14 protein-coding genes are annotated in these 18380 nt (G+C 68.5%); 7 read left to right on the forward strand and 7 right to left on the reverse strand.

Annotated features, from left to right (window positions below; genetic code table 11):
* Positions 1-5: 5 nt before the first annotated feature.
* Positions 6-1727 carry an NAD-dependent malic enzyme gene (locus OHB49_RS26545; protein ID WP_329163525.1) on the reverse strand — a complete coding sequence of 574 codons (1722 nt, stop codon included), beginning with the start codon at positions 1725-1727 and terminating at the stop codon, positions 6-8.
* Positions 1728-2297: 570 nt separating this feature from the next.
* Here OHB49_RS26545 and OHB49_RS26550 point away from each other — a divergent pair.
* Positions 2298-4481, forward strand: a complete 2184-nt coding sequence (locus OHB49_RS26550) for an FUSC family protein (protein ID WP_329163527.1) — start codon at positions 2298-2300, stop codon at positions 4479-4481.
* Positions 4482-4561: 80 nt separating this feature from the next.
* Here the strand turns inward: OHB49_RS26550 and OHB49_RS26555 are convergent, their stop codons facing one another.
* Entirely contained in the window at positions 4562-4909 is a 348-nt protein-coding gene (locus OHB49_RS26555) for a hypothetical protein (RefSeq protein WP_030971008.1), read from the reverse strand.
* 672 nt (positions 4910-5581) lie between these two features.
* Here OHB49_RS26555 and OHB49_RS26560 point away from each other — a divergent pair.
* From OHB49_RS26560 to OHB49_RS26570, 3 genes are all read left to right on the forward strand, one after another.
* Positions 5582-6115: an HPP family protein gene (locus tag OHB49_RS26560; protein ID WP_443079670.1), complete on the forward strand. Its 534-nt coding sequence runs from the start codon at positions 5582-5584 to the stop codon at positions 6113-6115.
* Between the two features lie 167 nt (positions 6116-6282).
* Positions 6283-6585, forward strand: coding sequence for a hypothetical protein (locus OHB49_RS26565; RefSeq protein WP_329163530.1), 303 nt, complete (start codon positions 6283-6285; stop codon positions 6583-6585).
* 288 nt (positions 6586-6873) lie between these two features.
* A complete protein-coding gene (locus OHB49_RS26570) occupies positions 6874-7848 on the forward strand; it encodes a hypothetical protein (protein WP_329163532.1) in 975 nt (324 codons plus the stop codon).
* A 120-nt stretch (positions 7849-7968) separates the two neighbouring features.
* On the opposite strand, the gene OHB49_RS26575 is transcribed toward OHB49_RS26570, so the two are convergent.
* Positions 7969-8976, reverse strand: coding sequence for a helix-turn-helix domain-containing protein (locus OHB49_RS26575; protein WP_329163534.1), 1008 nt, complete (start codon positions 8974-8976; stop codon positions 7969-7971).
* A gap of 191 nt (positions 8977-9167) precedes the next feature.
* Between OHB49_RS26575 and OHB49_RS26580 the strand changes: the two genes are divergently transcribed.
* Positions 9168-11948, forward strand: coding sequence for a M4 family metallopeptidase (locus OHB49_RS26580; protein ID WP_329163536.1), 2781 nt, complete (start codon positions 9168-9170; stop codon positions 11946-11948).
* 163 nt (positions 11949-12111) lie between these two features.
* Here the strand turns inward: OHB49_RS26580 and OHB49_RS26585 are convergent, their stop codons facing one another.
* The gene (locus OHB49_RS26585; protein WP_329163538.1) at positions 12112-13347 is read right to left on the reverse strand and encodes a hypothetical protein; all 1236 of its coding nucleotides are present in this window, start codon (positions 13345-13347) and stop codon (positions 12112-12114) included.
* Between the two features lie 241 nt (positions 13348-13588).
* Here OHB49_RS26585 and OHB49_RS26590 point away from each other — a divergent pair, with 241 nt between their 5' ends.
* On the forward strand, positions 13589-15259 hold the full coding sequence (locus OHB49_RS26590; protein WP_329163540.1) for a cellulase family glycosylhydrolase: 1671 nt from the start codon (positions 13589-13591) through the stop codon (positions 15257-15259).
* 334 nt (positions 15260-15593) lie between these two features.
* Here the strand turns inward: OHB49_RS26590 and OHB49_RS26595 are convergent, their stop codons facing one another.
* On the reverse strand, positions 15594-15809 hold the full coding sequence (locus tag OHB49_RS26595) for a DUF397 domain-containing protein (RefSeq protein ID WP_329163542.1): 216 nt from the start codon (positions 15807-15809) through the stop codon (positions 15594-15596).
* A complete protein-coding gene (locus tag OHB49_RS26600; RefSeq protein ID WP_329163544.1) occupies positions 15809-16654 on the reverse strand; it encodes a helix-turn-helix domain-containing protein in 846 nt (281 codons plus the stop codon). Before OHB49_RS26600 ends, OHB49_RS26595 begins: the two co-directional genes overlap by 1 nt.
* Positions 16655-16864: 210 nt before the next feature.
* Between OHB49_RS26600 and OHB49_RS26605 the strand changes: the two genes are divergently transcribed.
* Positions 16865-17488: an ATP-binding protein gene (locus tag OHB49_RS26605; protein ID WP_329163546.1), complete on the forward strand. Its 624-nt coding sequence runs from the start codon at positions 16865-16867 to the stop codon at positions 17486-17488.
* Here OHB49_RS26605 and OHB49_RS26610 read toward each other — a convergent pair.
* Positions 17415-18272: an HNH endonuclease gene (locus OHB49_RS26610; protein WP_329163548.1), complete on the reverse strand. Its 858-nt coding sequence runs from the start codon at positions 18270-18272 to the stop codon at positions 17415-17417. The two genes, OHB49_RS26605 and OHB49_RS26610, sit on opposite strands and share 74 nt — an antisense overlap.
* Positions 18273-18380 lie beyond the last annotated feature (108 nt).

The following is an 18380-nucleotide window of genomic DNA, read 5'->3' on the forward strand; positions in this document are numbered from 1 at the left end:
CTCCGTCAGGATCCCCCTGCGTCGCGGATGGCTTTGATCTCCGGGTAGACCGGCTGCCACATGGCGTCCCGCACCAGCTTGCCGAAGCCGTCGTCGACCTCCGTGCGGGCGACGCCGTCGTGGGCCGCGGCGCGGCCGACCGCTCCCGCCACCGCGGCGGAGGTCGCGCGCAGCGCGTCGGGCAGCGGGAGGACGGGCGCGCCCGGCGTACTCCCGTCGACCTGTCCGGCCACCGCGTGGGCGGCGGCGACGAGCATGCCGTCGGTGACACGGGTGGCGCGGGAGAGGATCGCACCCAGGCCCAGCCCGGGAAAGATCAGCGCGTTGTTCGCCTGGCCGATCAGATACGTAACGCCCCGGTACTCGACCGGTTCGAAGGGGCTGCCGGTGGCCACCAGCACCCGCCCGTCGGTCCATTTCAGCAGGTCGGCGGGGGTGGCCTCGGCCAGTGGCGTCGGATTGGACATCGGCAGGATGACCGGCCGCCGGGTGTGGGCGGCCATCTCCCGTACCACCTGCTCGGTGAATGCACCGCCCTGACCGGAGGTGCCGATCAGCACCGTCGGCCGGACCCGACGGACCACCTCGGCGAGGGCGACGCCGCCGTGCTGCGCGTCCCGTTCCCAGCCGGCCACCTCGGCCGCCGGACGGGCGTAGCGGATCTGGGCGTCGCGCAGGCCGTCCTGGTCGTCGGTCAGCAGGCTGTACCGGTCCACGGCCCAGAAGCGGCGGTCGGCTTCCTCCTCCGGCAGCCCGTCGGCCACCAGGGCGTCGCGGAACTGGTCGGCGATGCCCGTGCCGGCGCTTCCGGCGCCGAAGACGACGATGCGGTGGTCGGTCATCGCCATGCCGCTTGCCTTCGTCGCGGACAGCACGGCGGCGAGATTGACGGCGCCGGTGCCCTGGACGTCGTCGTTGAAGGTGAACACCCGGTCGCGGTAGTGGTCCAGGATGCGGCGGGCGTTGGCGGTGCCGAAGTCCTCCCAGTGCAGCAGCGCGTCGGGGAAGAGCCTGTTCGCGGTGGTGACATACGCGTCGATGAAGGCGTCGTACGCCTTCTCGTCCACGCGCGGATGGCGGTTGCCCAGGTAGAGGGGGTCCTCCAGCAGCTGCTGCCGGTTGGTGCCGACGTCCAGCATGACCGCGAGCGTGCGGTTGGGGTCGACCCCGCCGGCCGCGGTGTAGACGGCGAGTTTGCCCTCGGAGATGTCGATGCCGCCGACGCCCCAGTCACCGATGCCCAGGATCGCCTCACCATCGGTCGCCACGATCAGATCGACGTCGCCGGCCCCGAGACCGGAGCCGCGCAGCGCGTCCTCGATCTCCTCGGGGGCGTTCACGGAGAGATAGATTCCGTGCGGGCGGCGGAACTCGTAGCTGTAGCGCTCGATCGCGGTGCCGACGGTCGGGGTGTAGACGATCGGCAGCATCTCGCCGAGGTGGTCGCCGACGAGCCGGTAGAACAGCACCTGGTTGCGGTCGTGCAGACCGGTCAGATAGACGTTCTTGGCGAGGTCGGTGGGCTGCGAACGGTACTGCGCATAGGCGCGCACCGCCTGCTGGTCCTGGGTGAGGGACTGCGACGGCACCAGGCCCACCAGGCCCAGTGTCGCGCGTTCCTCCGGCGTGAAGGCCGTGCCGCGGTTGAGCCGTGGATCGGCGAGTACGGCCCGGCCCGTCGCGGTGGTCTCGAAGCGGTGTTCCCCGGCGATCCACTGGGTGCCCATGAGCGGTCTCCCGTCGTCGGCCCTCGTCGGCGCGGTCGGATTCTGGGGTACGCGGGGATGTGGATGACCTCCTTGATCAGCGGATCCAGAAGGACAGGAGGCAAGTGCGTGTGCGTGGAATGGGTTCCGGCCCGCGCATTGCCATGTTCCATCCGCTCACCCCAACGGCGCCACCGGAGAAAGCCGCATTCCTCCGCCCTGCGGGTTCCCCGGCGGCCCCGTCGCCGTCGGCATCGCCCCCGCTCCGTACACCGCCGTCGGCCTCCGCCGAGGTCAGGTCCTCCGCGAAGGCCTTTGCATCGCCCGCCGCAGGCCCGGATTCCACGCCGCGGGCCCGGACTCGCCGGTGCCGGGTTCTCCTCCGGGGCGACGGCCCACGGCAGACTGCCAGGTGCGGTCATCGTGCTGGTCTTCCTCTTCGAGATGTCGGACGTCTCGAGGAATCAGCCGATGGCCGCCTCACATTCGGGCTCGACACTCGCCACACGGAGCAGGGATGCAACCGCAGCAACACCATCCGACCGGATGCCCGTCCTGTATCCCGCCGGGAATGCATCGCCCCCGTTGAGGATGACCAACGACCAGCGTCGATGGACGCACAACACGCTTCGGTCCAGCCGCAGCTATCTGGCCCGATTCCAATGGCGGAAGCTGTGGCAATTCGGACCGTTCCATTGGAGTGATGTCGCTCCCTGGCGCGCAGTCCGGGTGGCCGTCGGTGTGATGGTGCCGCTCGCGGTCGGATCAGCCTGCGGACGCCTCGACTACGGTGCCTTCGCGGCTCTGGGAGCGCTGCCTGCCGGATTCGCTTCGTTCCAGGGCGTGACCCGGAGCCGGGTGGCGGCCGTGGCAGTGGCCAGCGCAGGCATGGCGGTCTCCACCTTCGTCGGCGCGGTCACGGCGGCGACTGCGCCATGGCTGCTGGTACCGGTCGTTGTCGTCTGGGGTTACGTCGTCGGGCTGGCCGTCTGCCTCGGGCCGAGGCTGAGCGTGGCGGCCCTCCAATGGCCGGTGGGGCTGCTGATCGCGATCGGTATGCCGCTCGGGCCGACGGAAGCTGCACTGCGGGCCGGTCTGGTGCTCGCCGGCGGGCTGTTCCAGGGCCTGCTCGTCGCCGTTTCCTGGGCTTTCCAGCGAGGCGACCCGGAGCGCGCGGCGCTCGCCGAGTCCTACCGGATCCTCGCCGTCTACGCCTCCGGCCCGGCAGCCGGGCACTTCGGGCCGCCGTCGCCGACGGCCTTTCCCTCGGCCGTTGTTCTCACCGACCCCAACCCGCTGCTGCCGATGAACGTGCGACTGCGCTTCCTGGACCTGCTCGAGCAAGCGGAACGCATCCGCGTCTCGCTCGCGGCTCTGGCCGAGCGTGCCGCTGACGACCCTTCGGAGGCCACCCTTCGCCCTGCCGCCGGCGCCGCCCGGGCGCTGGATCTCATCGCCGACACACTGAGTGCCGGACGAGCCGAACGTGCCGGACGGCTGCGCGAGTTGAACGAACTCCTGCCGAGCCTGGCTGTCGCCCCCGGCACCCGCGGGCAGTTGGCGACCGAGGCGCTCTTCGGACAGCTCCGTGCCGTGACCCGGAGCCTGGCCGGCCTTGACGCGGGGCCCGGGCGAACGCCGGTGAACCATACGGCGATCAGCCCTGTGGTTCCGGCCGGCCAGGATGGCATCGGATGGGCATCCCTCACCCTGCGAGCCAATCTCGCCCTGTCCGGGGAGACCGGGCGTCACGCTGTGCGGCTGGCCGTGGTCGCGGGGCTCGCCGAGGTGATGGTCCAGGCCACCGGCCTGTTCGAAGGCCGTTGGGTGGTACTGACGATCTTCCTGGTGCTCAAGCCCGACTACACCTCCACGGTGTACCGCAGCATCCAACGGGCAGTGGGCACGGCCGTCGGAGCCGGTCTCGGTGCGGCAGCGGCGTGGCTTGCCCACCCGAGCTCGGTCGGGCTGATCGTCGCGGCCGGGATCGCTGTCGCGGCCGCCTATGCCCTGTTCGACGTGAACTACGTGATCTACAGCAGCTTCCTCACCGTCTTCATCGTGATCCTCCTCGACATCTTCGGCCTGCCCGCGGACACCACCGCCGTGGCCCGCCTGACCAACACCGCTGTCGGAGCGGTCCTCGCGCTCATCGCCTACTCCGTGTGGCCGACCTGGGAAGGACTCACCGCCCAGGAGAAGTTCGCCCGGATGGTCGAGGTCCACAACACCTACACCACTGCCCTGTTGCGCAGCCTTGCCCATCCCGCGCGGACCGATCCGGCCCGACTGCGCGGCCTTCAAGCCACCGCCCGCCGCGCCCGCACCGACGCCGAGGCGTCCTCGGACCGTCTGGCCGACGAGCCGCCGCACTCGCCGTTGACTCCCGCCGTCGCGCGGACTCTGGTCGCCGTGGTGACCCGGCTGGCCCACACCGAACTGTCGCTGCACGCCCTCGTCCCGCCGCAGGCTACGGCCATCGGCGGGGAAGAAGGCGAGGCCCGGGACGCCGATGCCGATCGGCTCGAAGCCCTGGCCACCGCGTTCGACATCGCGATGATCACTCTGGCCGAGGCGGTCAGGACGTTGCAGCCTCCCGGCCCGATTCCCCCGCTCCGCCAGGTCCAGGGCGCGCTGCGCAACCGGCCGACCGCGCTCGATCCCCGTCTGCTGCAGATCACGGACCACCTGGTCGACACCGCCCACACGCTGGAGGACGTCCTTCGGCGACATCTTGCTCCACCGGTCGCCGGGGCCGACCGACCCGGCACGTGACCCCGCCCCGGTACGAGCGGGATGTGACTCGTACCGGGGCGGGCGATTGGTGACGTAGCGGATCAGGATCGGGGCCGGGGTCAGCTGAAGACGACCGACCGGAGCTTCAACCGTTCGGAGGCGTGACCGCCGATGGGGCGGAGGGTGAAGGAGTCGCCGTCACAGTCGGGGCCGGTGAAGACGGTGGCGGTCGAGACGGTGTAGTTCCAGGGAGAGTCGGCGGGGTTCGACGAGTTGGGGTCGGCCACCTCGGGCAGCGTGACGCACTCCCCGCTCGGCGGGTTGATCAGCTCGGCGATCTGCGGGGTGCCGTCGAGACCGGTGTAGCTGTAGGCGAAGAACCCGACGGTCGCACTGGCCGAGGTCGGCAGAGTCACGACGAGCGCGAGCGCGCCGAGGGCGGCGGCGACGGTGGTACGAAGGCGCATGGAAGGCACTCCCGATGGGGTACGGAGGAATACGTTCCGCTTCAATCTGTCCCGGTGACCTGCGGTTATTGCGGAGCGCGCGCCCCCGTCACCCGGAAGTGAACAGCCGAATCGGTTCTGCCGACGGCCATGTGGGTCACCTCCCGCTTCGTCGCGCTGCCGCACGACAGCCGTACCTATGCCTGACCAGCAGAAACGCGACGACCCTGCTCGGAAGGACAACAGCTCCCAAGGCGCGGGCGTGTTGGTGCCCCGCCGACGAGGAGCCGGCCGGGGCCGGTTTCCCGAGTGTAAAGAGCAGTACACGTCGACCACCGAGGGGGTGGTGGTTGCTCGGTGACCTTGGCGGGGCGGTTGGATAGAGGCCTTCAATCGAGCGATAAGGAGAGGGTCTTGGACGGGCGTCGGTCGGCAAGGTCACGATGCTGGGCATGATCCCCCGTCTTCACGGACGACGAGCCGCCGTGGGCCGGAAGCGGGGATAGTTCCCAGGAGTTCCCGTGCTGATTCCGTGTGCCCCGCAGGTTTGTGCCCCGCCCGGCAGTCCAGAGATCGCTGCGCCTCCTGTCCGCCTGACCCGGACGCACGCTGCGGGGCGGCTGGGCCGCTCTGCGGCCATCGGTCTCCCGTCCGGACACGAATGTCGCATTCATGGCATCTGACGCGCCGGGGATGCCGGAAGTCTTGGATGTCTCAACCCGCCCACGGAAGCGGCCTCCGATTCGCTGGAGGAAACCCGACGAGCCGCAACTGCCCCCGCGCACGGTCGCGTCGGCGGCCATCACCACGTCGGTCGGATTGGCCTTGTTGGTGGCCGTGGGGGCTCTCACGCACCAGATGGTGCTTGTACCGCCGCTCGCGGCCACGATGGCGATCGTCACCGCGACTCCCGCCTCGCCTCTGGCGCAGCCCCGCCATGTCATCGGCGGCCACATGCTGTCCTGCCTTGTCTGCTTCACGGTGCTGGCCCTCGGCTGGCACGGCCCTTGGGCCGCTGTCGTGGCCTGCGGCATCGCCTGCGGACTCGTGCTCGTGCTCAAGGCGGCCCATCCACCAGCCATGGCGACCGCCGTCATGATCATGCTCACCGCCCCGCCTGCTACCCGCTTCGTACCCCTGCTGGCCGCGGGCGCGGTGCTGCTCGTCATGGTGCAGATGGTCTCCGCCCGTCTGCAGCGAGAGGTCTATCCCACCTCCTGGTGGTGAGCTGACGCGGAGTTGCCTGCGGAGCAGATGAGCGAGGCCGTAGGCGCGATCCCGGCTACCCACGACAGCACTGGCCTCTACCTGTTCGGATAACCTCTCCGGAACAGACCAGAGCGACCTGCGAGCAACCAGTGATCCGAGACCTGTACAACGTCCGGTTGCAGTCCGTGGAAGGTGTTTCCACACCGCTGACCGACGACGAGGAGCAGCGCATGCGGGCGATGCTGTTCGGCGAGCTCGGCAACGAAATCGCCGACCGGGGCTGGGTCCGGTTCCCCGCGTACTCGCCGGAGGACCGCCGCCGGCTGATCGACGTAGCGCACCGCCTCAGCTCTCACTGGGGGCAGCAGGTGTTCGTCGAGGCCGAAGACCAGTGCAGGCTGAAGCTCTATCTCGCCGGGTACGGGACGCAGTCGGCGGACCCGACCTTCCGCCGACCGCGTACGAGATCGACAGGGTGGACCGCGTGAGCAGCATCCGTTCAGCCCTGCTGAAGACCGCCTACGGCGAACTCGCGCTCAAGTCCGCGGACATGGTGGACGTGACGCCTGCGAACCACCGGCACAGCTCGATCTGGTTCGCCTGACCCACACCGAGGGCGTGACGTGAAGTCCCGTTCGCATGGTGGGAGATGGCAGTAGTGCGGTACGGTGACGAAATCCTCACGCTCTGTGTGCAAACGCGTACACAGGGCGGCCCCCGGCGGTGCGCCAACACCAACCGAGGGCCTTCATCACCAGTGGAAGTAGCCACCGGAAATGCTGCGTCATGCTATCTCCCCGTCCCGCCGCTTCACGAAGGCATCACACGATGTCGTGCGCCATCCGCGCCTGAGCAGTGACGCGAAAATCCTGCTCCTCTACGTCCAGGGCCTTCCCGAAGACGCTCCGTGCAGGCCCCTGAGCGAACTCGCCCGGAAACTGGGCATCAAGGGCCGCGCGTACCAGAAGGCGAAGGAACAACTCGTCGCGCACGGGTACGTACACGAATGGCGAACCCAGGGCGGTCGAGGCCGCTGGATCACCGAGCAACTGGTCGCGAACACCCCTCTGACGATCGAGCAGGCGGCACACCTGCGAGGGGCCCCGCCCACCACCGCGCCACCGAGTGCGCACATTCCGACGGTCGGCGAACCGGCCGCCCGGACGGTCGGTGGCTATAAAGCCGTAGAAGACCACAGTGACAAGACCACTCCCCACCCACCCTCCGAAGCCGAGCCGGCGACGGACCCGGAGCCCGAACCGACGCCGAGACCGGTCGACTCCCATCAACTGGCCTGCGCGGAACGGGTCCTGCTCTCGTTGCGCCACACCCGTCGCGAACTGCACCTGGGGGCGCGCGAGGCCCGCGCACTGGCCGTGGAGGCGGTCAAGTGGCTGGAGCGCGGCCTGAGCGAATCCGACCTGAGACACGCACTGCTCGCCGAACGCCCGGAAGACGGCGTGCGCTCGGCGTTCGGCTTCCTGCGCTACCGCCTCGTCCAGAAGCTCCCCGCGGCCCCGGCTCCGCCCCCGTTGCCTCAACGCCCGTCGGCCGCTGCCCTGGTCGTCTGCTCATCGCCCGGTGAGGAACACGTTTTCCGTCCCCTGGGAGACGAGACGGAATGCGCGCCGTGCCGACAGGCCACCGCATGCGCGGCCTTCTACGGCGCCCCCGCACCGGAGCCTGATCGCATCCCGTGGCGCGAACGGTTCGCGAACATCAAATTGAGTCAGTCGCGTCCCTGCGGATAGGGCCCGCGACCTGCTGCGTGAGTGCGTCGACGGAAGGGTGGGCCAGTGACGAGGGCCGGACTCCACACCGCCACCAAGAGGGCCTACGTCCGCGGCGGCGTACCCGTCCCCGCGCAGAGCTCAGACGCCGAGCCAGCCCCGCAGTATTGCCTGTGCGCCGGCCTGAAAGCGGGTTTCGGCGTTCAGGGAGTCCAGGAGCTGTGAGATGCGGCGACGGGCTGTGTGGACATGCACGCCCATGCGGCGGGCTATCGCTTCGTCCTTGAGTCCTGAGGCGAGCAGGCCGAGGAGTTCCTTCTGAGTTTCGGGAAGGGAAGCGTCGGCGCCGCCGAGAGGGGTTGCCTGGTCCCAGACCGTCTCGAAGAGAGGGACCAGGGCATTGCGGAGCAAGGCGTCGCCGACGACCAGGGCCGTGGCTGTGGGATCCGTGGTCTCGGTCGGGGGGAGGAGGGTGATGCGGCGGTCGACGATGATGAGTTTGGTCGGGACGCCGGTGGTGACGCGGGCACGGAGGCCGTGGGAGATCAGGGTGTTGAGGGAGCGCATTCTGCCGGGGTAGGAGAGGCCTTCGCGGTCTATCACCGTACGGACCTCTATGCCCCTGTCGAGGAGGGCCTTGATGTCCAGGCCCGGAGAGCGTGAACTGTCCGCGTCCTCCGGGCCTTTGGCGTACGGGGGACGATCGAACACCATCACCTCCTGTTCCGCTGAGGCCAGCAACGACTCGGCTCGTTCGCCCACGGCGCGCGTGCCGGTCACCACTTCTATTCCGCCCTCCGACGCACTGGGGGAACCCTCCATCAGGCGGCCGGCGATCCGGTCCGCCGACATCATCAGGCGTTCCAATTCGGCGGAACGAAGGTGGAGTTCGGCCTGACGGCGGTGGATGAGGGTGCGGATCGCGGCCGCCGGGGCAGCCGGGTGGGGGAGTGCGGAGGCGGCGTCGCCGGGGGTGGTGAAGCCATGGTCCGAGAGCCGGGTCAGAGCGGCGTTCAACCGCTCGCGCGGAATGCCGAGTACACGCGCCAACTCTTCAGGTTTCGCGGCGCGTTGCCTGAGCAGTGCTTCGTAGGTTCTCTCCTCGTCCTCCCCCAGGCCGAGGTCCTGCAGTTCCGCCCCCTGGATCATGACCGAATTCTTTCGTGGTCACTGCACCCACACAAGTGTGCGTGTCCACTTGTCAACACGCGTGACTCATTGATGCGTTCAGGTCACCCAGGGTTGCATGGGCATGCCCAGACAGCCAGCGTGGGAGGGGAACCTTGCGTACATCCAGAACGCGTGCAGGCAGATCGAACGGCATAGGCGGGGTGAGCGGCGTGGCGGCCCTGCTGGGAGCCGCCGCTCTGCTCGTCGGCTTCGTACCCGCGGCTCAGGCGGCAACCCCGCCGGCCGCGACGCCTGCAGAAGTCATCCCGGGGACGGAGACCGCGACCCCGGCACTGGTGGACGGAATCAAGGAACCGGCGGATGCGAAGGTGAGTGCGGCCGCTGCCGCCACCAGGCATCTCGCCGCCAAGAAGAGCCGGTACCGCATCAGTGACCCCAAGGGTGATCTGAAGGCTGTGCAAACCCTCAAGGACGGGCCCGAGGAGACCGTACGGCTCCGACAGACGTACCACGGGCTCGAGGTGCTCGGCGGCCAGTACATCGTGCGGATGAGGAACGAGGGCGGGAAACGGACGGTCACCGGGACCTCCGGGCAGTACTTCACCCAGCTCGGCACCGGCACCACCGCCAAGGTCTCCGACAAGGTCGCCGTACAGCGTGCGGTCGCCGCCGTCGCCCAGCAGCTGAGCGGAGGAAGCGCCAAGCTCACCAAGGAGAGCGTGGCCGCCAAGAACCTCAAGCCGCTCACCGGAACCGCCGGCAAGCTGGTGGTCCTGCCGCAGGGCAAGGGCGTACTGACGCGCCGGGTCACCGTCTCGGGCACGGATCCGGCTACCAGCGATCCGGTGCTGCAGCAGGTCTACATCGACGCGGACGCCGGATTCCCCCTCCTTCAGTACAGCTCGATCAGGACCTTCGGCGCGCCCGGCCAGGGCAGCCGGAGCGGCACGTCCGCAGCGACCGGCGCCACCGCGACGGCCGACGACCCCGCGGCCCCGGGGCGGGAGTTCCCCGGCACCACCGGCACCGGCGTCAAGCTCGACGGGACCACGGTCGACCTGGATCTCTACTACTACGCCTCGCGCGGCCAGTACACGATGAACGACTACGCCCACATGTGGGACACCTCCACCGGCGCGATCAACACCCTCGATGCCCGCGGCCACGACGTCGGCGAAGTGTCCGGAGGCTGGCCCAGCGGAGTCAGGGAGTTCGGCTCCGACACCCAGACGTTCGGGCAGGATGCCACCGAAGCGGGCGCGGTCGACGCGCACTGGGCGGCCGGCAAGGTCTACGACTACTACAAGCAGGTCCACGGCCGCGACAGCCTCGACGGGCGTGGCGGGACGATCAACTCCATGGTCGGTGTCACTTCCGGCGGGCAGCCGTACGTCAACGCCTTCTGGGACGGCTCCAAGATGGTGTACGGAACGGGCGACGCCGAGTACAAGCCGCTCTCCGCCGACCTGGACGTGGTCGGCCACGAGATGACCCACGGCGTCGTCGAGAACACCGCCAATCTGGTGTACGCGGGCCAGTCCGGCGCCATGAACGAGGCGATCGCCGACTACTTCGGCAACGCCATCGACGTCACCGCCTCCGGTACGTCCATGAGCGACCCCGACTCCGGGCTGCTCGGCGAGGACCTCTGCCGCAGCGCGACCCCGCGTGAGTGCGCCTTCCGCGACCTCAACGACGGTGCGACCACCTCCAAGAACTTCCTCGGGGTCACCTACGGCAGCGACAACGGCGGCGTCCACCTCAACTCCACGATCTACTCGGGTGCCCTCTGGGACATCCGCCAGGACCTGGGCGCCGACCTCGCAGACAGGATCGCGTACAAGGCGCTCGCCGAGTACATGACACCGCTGGACGGCTTCACCCAGGGACGTAACGCCACGATCGCGGCGGCCAAGGCACTCGGTGTGACCTCCAAGCAGCTCGCCGTCGTCACACGGTCGTTCAACGCCCACGGCATTGTGTCCGGTTGGGAGAAGGCGCTCGGTGTCGACTCCGACAAGCTCCTGGGCAGGCTCAACACCTACTCCACCGGGACCGGCGCGGGTGGTGGCTGGTGGGCCGCTTCCCGGTCCAACGACGACGGATCGGAACCGTTCTCCGTCTGGGCGGGAAAGACCACCGGCGGCGGGCTGCGGATGATCAGCTCCAACGACGGGAACTACAACGTCTACCCGGCGACCGACGGCAAGACCGTCGTCTGGGCCTCGTTCGGCACATCGAGCATCAGTGTCTACACACGGCCGATCTCGGGCGGGCTCCCGAAGAAGATCTGGTCCTCCTACACCTCGATCAGCGGGCTGAAGATCGACGGCGACATCGTGGTCTTCGAGGAGTCCGACCCCTACGGCCGCCGACATGCCGGTTACGTCAACATCAGGACCGGACGGCAGGCGTACGTCGACGGAGGCTCGTACTCCAAGAGCTCGGCGCTGCCCTCGGTCAAGGGCACGACCGTCGCGTACGGAAAGAGCTGGCCGGACGCGTCCGGCTACCACTTGGGCATCGAGACCCTCGACGTGGCCACGGGCAAGACCACGCTGATGCCGGGTGTCGACCAGGCGCAGGCAATCGGCGGGACCGGCCTCGACGGCACCCATGTCCTGTGGCTGGCGGACGACGACGCCGACGGCACGATGGCGGTCCGCCGGGCCGGCTACGACGGCTCCAAGCCGCTCGACCTGACTCCCGAGTCGGGCGACGGGGCGCTCCACGCCTTCGACCTGACGGTCAGTGACACCTCGGCGACGGTCACCGCCCAGGTACCGGACACGGTCTTGCGCAATGAGTCGCTCGCGAAGCTCTGGCAGGTCCCGACGGACGGCACGGGCCCGGCGGTGCGCGTCTCCTGCAACCGCGGGGAGCAGCTCTACGCGGCGGCCGACGGCGGGCAGCGGGTGGTGTGGATCGACGGGACCACGGGCTACACGGACCTGGTGACGCGGGAGCGTCCGGCGGGCCGTTGTGCGTGAGCAGGTAACGGTCGGTCCGTAGCAGTGGTGGCTCACGGGCATGACGGAGCCCCCGACGCGAGGACGCGTCGGGGGCTCCACCGTGGAAGGCCCAGGTTTCCGGCGCGGCCGACGTCGTCCTGGGGTTGCTCAAGTCGTTCTGGGGTTGCTCAAGAAGAGAACGCTAGGGCGCGTCGAGCGTCAGGCGGATGACGGCCGGCTGCGTCAGCTGCGTCACGCCGTCGTGGCTGCCGACAAGATCAGCTGCCGCGAGGATGGTGTGCGTCCCGGGGATGACGTCTGCCTCCACCATCGTCAGCCATCGACGCTGCAGGGACGGAAGGCTGGTCTCCTGCCAGCCCTCTGTATTCGGCGGTGCGTCGATGCGGAAGTACTTGCCCTCCGCGGTCCGGTACGCCCAGGCGCCTAGCAGCATGCCTCCGGTGCCGTCAGGGACGGCCTGGCCGTAGGACTTGTCCCTGAAGGCGCGCGGCGGCCCGGGCACCGGCTGCCAGCGGGTGCCGCTCCAGTGCAGCAGGATGCGCTCGTCCACTGCCTGGGGCTCCTCGCGGTCCTCATCGCGCCCGTCGACGACCGAGTGCACCCCGAGGGCCCAGGCATCGCTCGCGGATTGCGCGCGGATGCCCCAGAGGATCGACCCGTTGTCCACCACCTTGGCGTCGTACGGGGCCTGGTACCGGCGCAGGCGGGTCAACTGCCAGCCTCTGCCGTCCCAGTGGACCGCCGCGGGCTGCTTGGGGCGGTCGTCGAATGCCTGGTCCCCGGCGACCCACACATCGTCCGCAGCTCGCGCCTCGATGTCGATGCCGCGGGCCGGCAGCGGCACGGTCCGCCACCGGGTGCCGTCCCAGTGCCGAGCGGCGCCCGAGGCGTCGAGGGCCCAGGCATCGTCGGGCGAGACCACATCGAGGTCCACCGGAGGGAAGTCCAGCGGGACCTGGTGCCAGCGGGTGCCGTCCCAGCGCAACGCCGGGCAGCGCTTCCATGGGCCGCTCGGCGCGTCGCCGCTCTTCTGCGGCGGCACACCGCCCCAGGCGTCCGGGTAGAGCCACACGTTGCGTGGACCCGCAGCGGCAAGCCGTAACCACGGCTGTGCCCGCAGCTGGGCGGGGATCTGCACGGCCGACCACCGGCCGTCGAGCAGCCGCAGCAGGCCCGGCTTCCATCTGTCCTTCGCCCCGCGCTCCTCGGTGACCGCCCACGCCTCGGTGGCCGAGACCGCCGCGAGGTCCGCCATGTGCACCTGGCCGGGCGGGCCCACGTAGTCGATGCTCCACGCCCCGGCCCGGGCCGGCGGCGGGGGAACGTCGTCCGACATGCCGATCCTGCAGCCGCCGAGCAGCAGCAACAGGGCCGCCGCCAACAGCCGCACCGGCCCGCCGGATCTCCTCCGCCCCATCCGCCCCTCCCCTCGCAGAGCCCGGGACGCTACAGGCACTCCCTATAGGCGTCGAGTGCCCGCAGAGCATCCGCCTTCCCGCAGCGGGTTCGCCAGGTCGGGATCGCACCCGCACAACGGCCTTTCAGATGCCGGTGTGTGCGCGATGTCTTGACGTGCCCCTGACGGAATGACTTTATGGGAGCGCTCCCATGCTTCTTCTGATGCTCAGTTCTTTTGGCGCTCACCCTCTGGAGTCGCAGTGAGAACAACAAGAAGCACGACACGAAAGAGCCCCGTCACCGCCCTGCTGACCGCACTGGCCACCCTCCTCGGGATCATCGTTCTCGGTGCCGTCGGCCCGGCCACCGCCCACGCCCAGTCGGCCGGCGAACTCGCCACCGGCCTCCACATCAGTGACGGCCGCTTACTCGAAGGCAACGGCAACGACTTCATCATGCGTGGCGTCAACCACGCCCACACTTGGTACCCGGGCGAGACCCAGTCGCTGGCCGACATCAAGGCGTTGGGCGCCAACACCGTCCGCGTCGTCCTCTCCGACGGCCACCGCTGGAGCGAGAACAGCCCCGCGGACGTGGCCGCCGTCGTCGCCCAGTGCAAGGCCAACCGACTCATCTGCGTACTGGAGGTGCACGACACCACCGGCTACGGCGAGGACGCCGCGGCCGGCACGCTCGACCACGCCGCCGACTACTGGATCGGGCTGAAGGACGTACTCGCCGGCGAAGAGAACTATGTGATCATCAACATCGGCAACGAGCCCTGGGGCAACACCAACCCCGAGGGCTGGACCGCGCCCACGATCGCCGCCGTCCAGAAACTGCGGAACGCCGGGTTCGAGCACACGATCATGGTGGATGCGCCCAACTGGGGCCAGGACTGGCAAGGGGTCATGCGCGCCAACGCCCAGTCCGTCTACGACGCCGACCTCACCGGCAACCTGATCTTCTCGATCCACATGTACAGCGTCTACAACACCGCCCAGAAGGTCACCGACTACCTGCATGCCTTCGTCGACGCCGGACTGCCCATCCTCATCGGCGAGTTCGGGGGCCCCGCCGATCAGTACGGCGACCCGGACGAGGACACCATGATGGCCACCGCCGAGCAGCTCCGGCTCGGCTACCTGGCATGGTCCTGGAGCGGCAACACCGACCCGATCCTCGACCTGGCGATCGACTTCGATCCCAGCCGGCTCAGCTCCTGGGGTCAGCGCATCTTCAACGGCGTCAACGGCATCGCCCAGACCTCCCGGGAGGCCACCGTCTACGGAGGCGGCAACCCCGGCGACACCCAGGCCCCGTCCACTGCCGGCACGCCGACCGCCTCCGCCGTGGCCGCCACCTCCGTCACCCTCACCTGGACTGCCGCCACCGACAACGTCGGCGTCACCGGCTACGACATCGTCCGTGTCAGCGGCGGCTCCGAGACCACGGTCGCCGCCTCCACCACCAACACCGCCACCGTGACCGGCCTTACCGCCGACACGACGTACACCTTCGCCGTATACGCCCGCGACGCGGCCGGGAACCGTTCGGCCCGCTCGGCCACGGTGAGCGTGACCACCGACAAGGGCGGCAGCACGCCCGGTGCGGGCTGCTCCGTCGGCTACCGCGTCGTCGGCGAGTGGCCGGACGGCTTCCAGGGCGAGATCACCATCCGCAACACCGGCGCCACCACCATCAACGGCTGGACACTTGCCTTCGCCTTCGCCAACGGCCAGACCGTCACCAACATGTGGGGCGGGTCCCCCACCCAGAACGGTGGCACGGTGAGCGTCGCTCCCGCCTCCTACACCTCCATCATCCCCGCCGCCGGCACGGTCACCGTCGGCTTCACCGCCGCCAAGGGATCCAGCAACGCCGCCCCGACCGCGTTCACCCTGAGCGGCACCAACTGCACCACGGCCTGACCCGGCCGTCCCGCTGACCGGCGGGGGTGCTCGCCCCTGCCGGTCAGTGCGCCGTCCAGGCCGCTCAGCGCAACCAGCATCTGTCCGAAGGAGAGGTGGCGCTCGTCATGCCACGCGAGCTCCTGGTCGCGCAGCGAGGATCACCGCCCTGGACGAGTTCGAGAACCTGTTCAGGACGTTCAGGCACAGGGCATGGCGCGTGGAGACCAGGCGACACTTTGCGAGCGATGAAACCACAGACACGTATTGGCGGTTCACGGAGAACGACAGCGTCCAGCGGACCTTAGGCGACCCGTACGGTGCCACTACTTGCGCAGGGGATGCGGGCGTGGGCCTATTGCGCGCCGAGCTGCTGATGTCGTACGGCGGTGAGGAACCCCGCCCACGATGCGTTGCCGAACGTCAGCATCGGACCGTCAGGGGTCTTCGAGTCGCGGACCGCAGTGGCTTGTGGGAGGTGGGCGGCCTCAACGCACTCAGTCGTGTTCGCTCCGCTGTATGACGACTTGAACCAGCTGAGAGGCCTGGGGGAGTGAGGAACCGAAAGCATTACATCTCCTCGCGAACGCGCTCGATCAAGGCCGACGACGTGGCCATGTCCAACGCTTGTGCACGAAGGTAGTCGAACGCAAGTCTGTATCGGTCGAGTTCCTCGTCCTTCTCCATGAAGAGCGAGCCGACGTGCAGGTCGACGTACACGACGTCCAGACTCGTCTCGGCCCCGCCGAGGATCACGAAACTTCCCAAGGCCGCGCCGTGGGCGCCCTTGGAGAACGGCAGTACCTGCAAGGTGATGTGCTGCGAGTTGTTGGCTTCTAGCAGGTGACCAAGCTGATCGCGCATGCTTCGGGGAGATCCGACCACGCGCCGGATCACCGACTCGTCAAGGATCGCCCACAGGTGGGGTGGCTTGGGCCGGCTCAGGATCTCCTGGCGCTTCATGCGGATATCCACGAGACGCTGGATCTCCTCGGGTGCCAGGCGCATCTCGCTGGCACCTTGAATCGCTGTGCTGTAGTTCCGTGTCTGCAGAAGGCCGGGCACGTAAGTGCAGGAGAAGTGGTCCTCGCGCACGGCTTCGTCCTCAAGCGTCAGCAGGAGATTCATGTCAGGGGGGATGGAGTCGGTGTACGGCCCCCACCAGCCCTGCTGCTTGGCGTCCTTCGCCAGAGCGACCACGGCAGTCCGCTCCGCGTCAGTTGCGTTGTACTGCCGGCAGAGTGCGTCCGCGATAGGCCATTTCACCGGCCCTTCCTGAGTCTCGTAGCGGCTGACAGTGGCCTTTGAAACCCCGACGAGCCGTCCGGCCTCCTCCAGCGTCATGCCCTTTCGTGCACGCAGCTTGCGCATCATCGCGCCGAGCTGTCGGCGTCGTGTTGTGGTCCTGACGGACATGGAGGGGCCTTCCGTTCCGTGCCATGCGGCGCTTGGGCGCCAACAAGGCTATGTCGAAGGTGAGTTGGCAGTGCCCGGATTCACCCGATCGATTCCGGTGAGAAGTTCCATGAAGAGACTTCTTGCTGCCATACTCGCAAACCTGACCACTCAGCGCAGTCGTTTGGATACGGCAGGTGCAGCGCTGGAGTGGCGCCGGAAGGAGAACGCATGTCCGGACACGAAAATGGTTCGCAACAACGCAGCGTGTTGCAGTTCGAGGCTGAGCCCGCAGCGGTTCGAGACCTGCGGAGAGTCGTCAGGAGGCAGCTCGCGGAGTGGCGCCTATCGGCCTTAGCGGATGAAGCCGAGCTCGCAGTGAGTGAGCTGGCAGCCAACGTGATCAAGCACGTGGGAAGAGGTGCCGCTGCCGCTCTCGTGCTAGAGGTGGCGGCCGACCGGCTGCGGATCGAGCTCCACGACAAGAGTCACCGTGTGCCGGTCCTTGGATCGACGGCTTGCGACGACGAGTGTGGCCGGGGTCTGCATCTGCTTGCCGGCTTGGCTGTCGACTGGGGCACGTTGCTGACTGCGACGGGGAAGGCCGTCTGGTGTGAACTCTCAGCTGGCCCGGAACTGCAGTGCCGACGGGCGCAGCGGGCCGAGGCAGCCCTAGCGAACTACCGGCGGGACGTCGGAGCGCCGCCGCTGCTGCAGAGTCGCTCAGCTCAGATCCTTGAGGAATCAGCCACTGACCTCATCGCGGATCTCCTTCACTGGATCACTGCCCGGGGCGGCGACCCGGACGGGTTGCTCGACCGCGCGCAGATGCACTTCGAGGCGGAGGCGGCGTGATGGGCGCACTGCACGAGTCAGTGGTGGGCAGCTGCTCGGTTCCGCCCAGTCTGGCATCTTTCTCGATCTCAGCCCGCAGGGCTGCAGGGGTACGCCATGATGCGCCGCGATGGCCTCGGTGGCACATGCGGTGGCAGTTGGCGCAGAGGAAGGCGAGGTCTTCTAGCTTGGTCTCGCGCGGGCCCGAGAGGTGGAGGGGGAGCACATGGTGCACTTCGATGTAGCCCTCGCCGAGGGTTCCGTATCGCTGGCCGAAGTGGAACGCGCACACGGAGCACTGGAGGGGCTGCCCGAGCCTGCGTGCTTGGGCGATCTTGCGTTTGCGCAGGGCAGGACTCCGTTCACGAAAGGTGGCCCAGCGGGTCAAGAGGCGCCCTTCGTCGGCCGGGACTCCGTCCTGATCCACTTCGTCGGGTTGCTCAGGAATAAGGGCGAGCTCGCCGGATGCGATCCCGTCCTCAATGGCTTGTGCAGCGAGCAGCATCTCTGCCTGGCGTTCCATGAACGCCTTGGCGACGAGTTTGGTCAGTCGGCCACCCCTGGTGGCCGGGCCGACGTAGTCGCGGCGGCTAGTGATCAGGTCCGCGCTCTTTCGGCTGATGCTGGCGGCCGACCTGAATTCGGGCACGTTGCGTGCCACGTCCCCATGGAGGGGCAGAGAGCGGAGAAGCTCGGCAAGATCGCGTGTGGGTTGCTGGTACGCCCTGAGCTGGCCCCAGTCGTTGTTAACGACCCGAGAGCAGATCAGCAGCAACTCGTCCCAGGTCCAGTCAGGGCTGCGCATAGGCAATATCGTATGTGTGTTCGTCATGGTGCGGGCGGTGTCTGGGGCAGACCGACTCGTGCCGCACACTGGAGGGCGGTCGTGATGTCAGTGGGGTCTGTCACCCTC

It is taken from the genome of Streptomyces sp. NBC_01717 (assembly GCF_036248255.1).
GTDB lineage: Bacteria > Actinomycetota > Actinomycetes > Streptomycetales > Streptomycetaceae > Streptomyces.

Excerpts from the sequence above, each read along its gene's own strand:
- OHB49_RS26560 (WP_443079670.1), top strand. The coding sequence starts at position 5,582 with ATGCCGGAAGTCTTGGATGTCTCAACCCGCCCACGGAAGCGGCCTCCG.
- OHB49_RS26575 (WP_329163534.1), bottom strand. The coding sequence starts at position 8,976 with ATGATCCAGGGGGCGGAACTGCAGGACCTCGGCCTGGGGGAGGACGAG.
- OHB49_RS26545 (WP_329163525.1), bottom strand. The coding sequence starts at position 1,727 with ATGGGCACCCAGTGGATCGCCGGGGAACACCGCTTCGAGACCACCGCG.
- OHB49_RS26600 (WP_329163544.1), bottom strand. The coding sequence starts at position 16,654 with ATGTCCGTCAGGACCACAACACGACGCCGACAGCTCGGCGCGATGATG.
- OHB49_RS26555 (WP_030971008.1), bottom strand. The coding sequence starts at position 4,909 with ATGCGCCTTCGTACCACCGTCGCCGCCGCCCTCGGCGCGCTCGCGCTC.
- OHB49_RS26595 (WP_329163542.1), bottom strand. The coding sequence starts at position 15,809 with ATGCTTTCGGTTCCTCACTCCCCCAGGCCTCTCAGCTGGTTCAAGTCG.
- OHB49_RS26570 (WP_329163532.1), top strand. The coding sequence starts at position 6,874 with ATGCTGCGTCATGCTATCTCCCCGTCCCGCCGCTTCACGAAGGCATCA.
- OHB49_RS26605 (WP_329163546.1), top strand. The coding sequence starts at position 16,865 with ATGTCCGGACACGAAAATGGTTCGCAACAACGCAGCGTGTTGCAGTTC.
- OHB49_RS26610 (WP_329163548.1), bottom strand. The coding sequence starts at position 18,272 with ATGCGCAGCCCTGACTGGACCTGGGACGAGTTGCTGCTGATCTGCTCT.
- OHB49_RS26585 (WP_329163538.1), bottom strand. The coding sequence starts at position 13,347 with ATGGGGCGGAGGAGATCCGGCGGGCCGGTGCGGCTGTTGGCGGCGGCC.
- OHB49_RS26550 (WP_329163527.1), top strand. The coding sequence starts at position 2,298 with ATGACCAACGACCAGCGTCGATGGACGCACAACACGCTTCGGTCCAGC.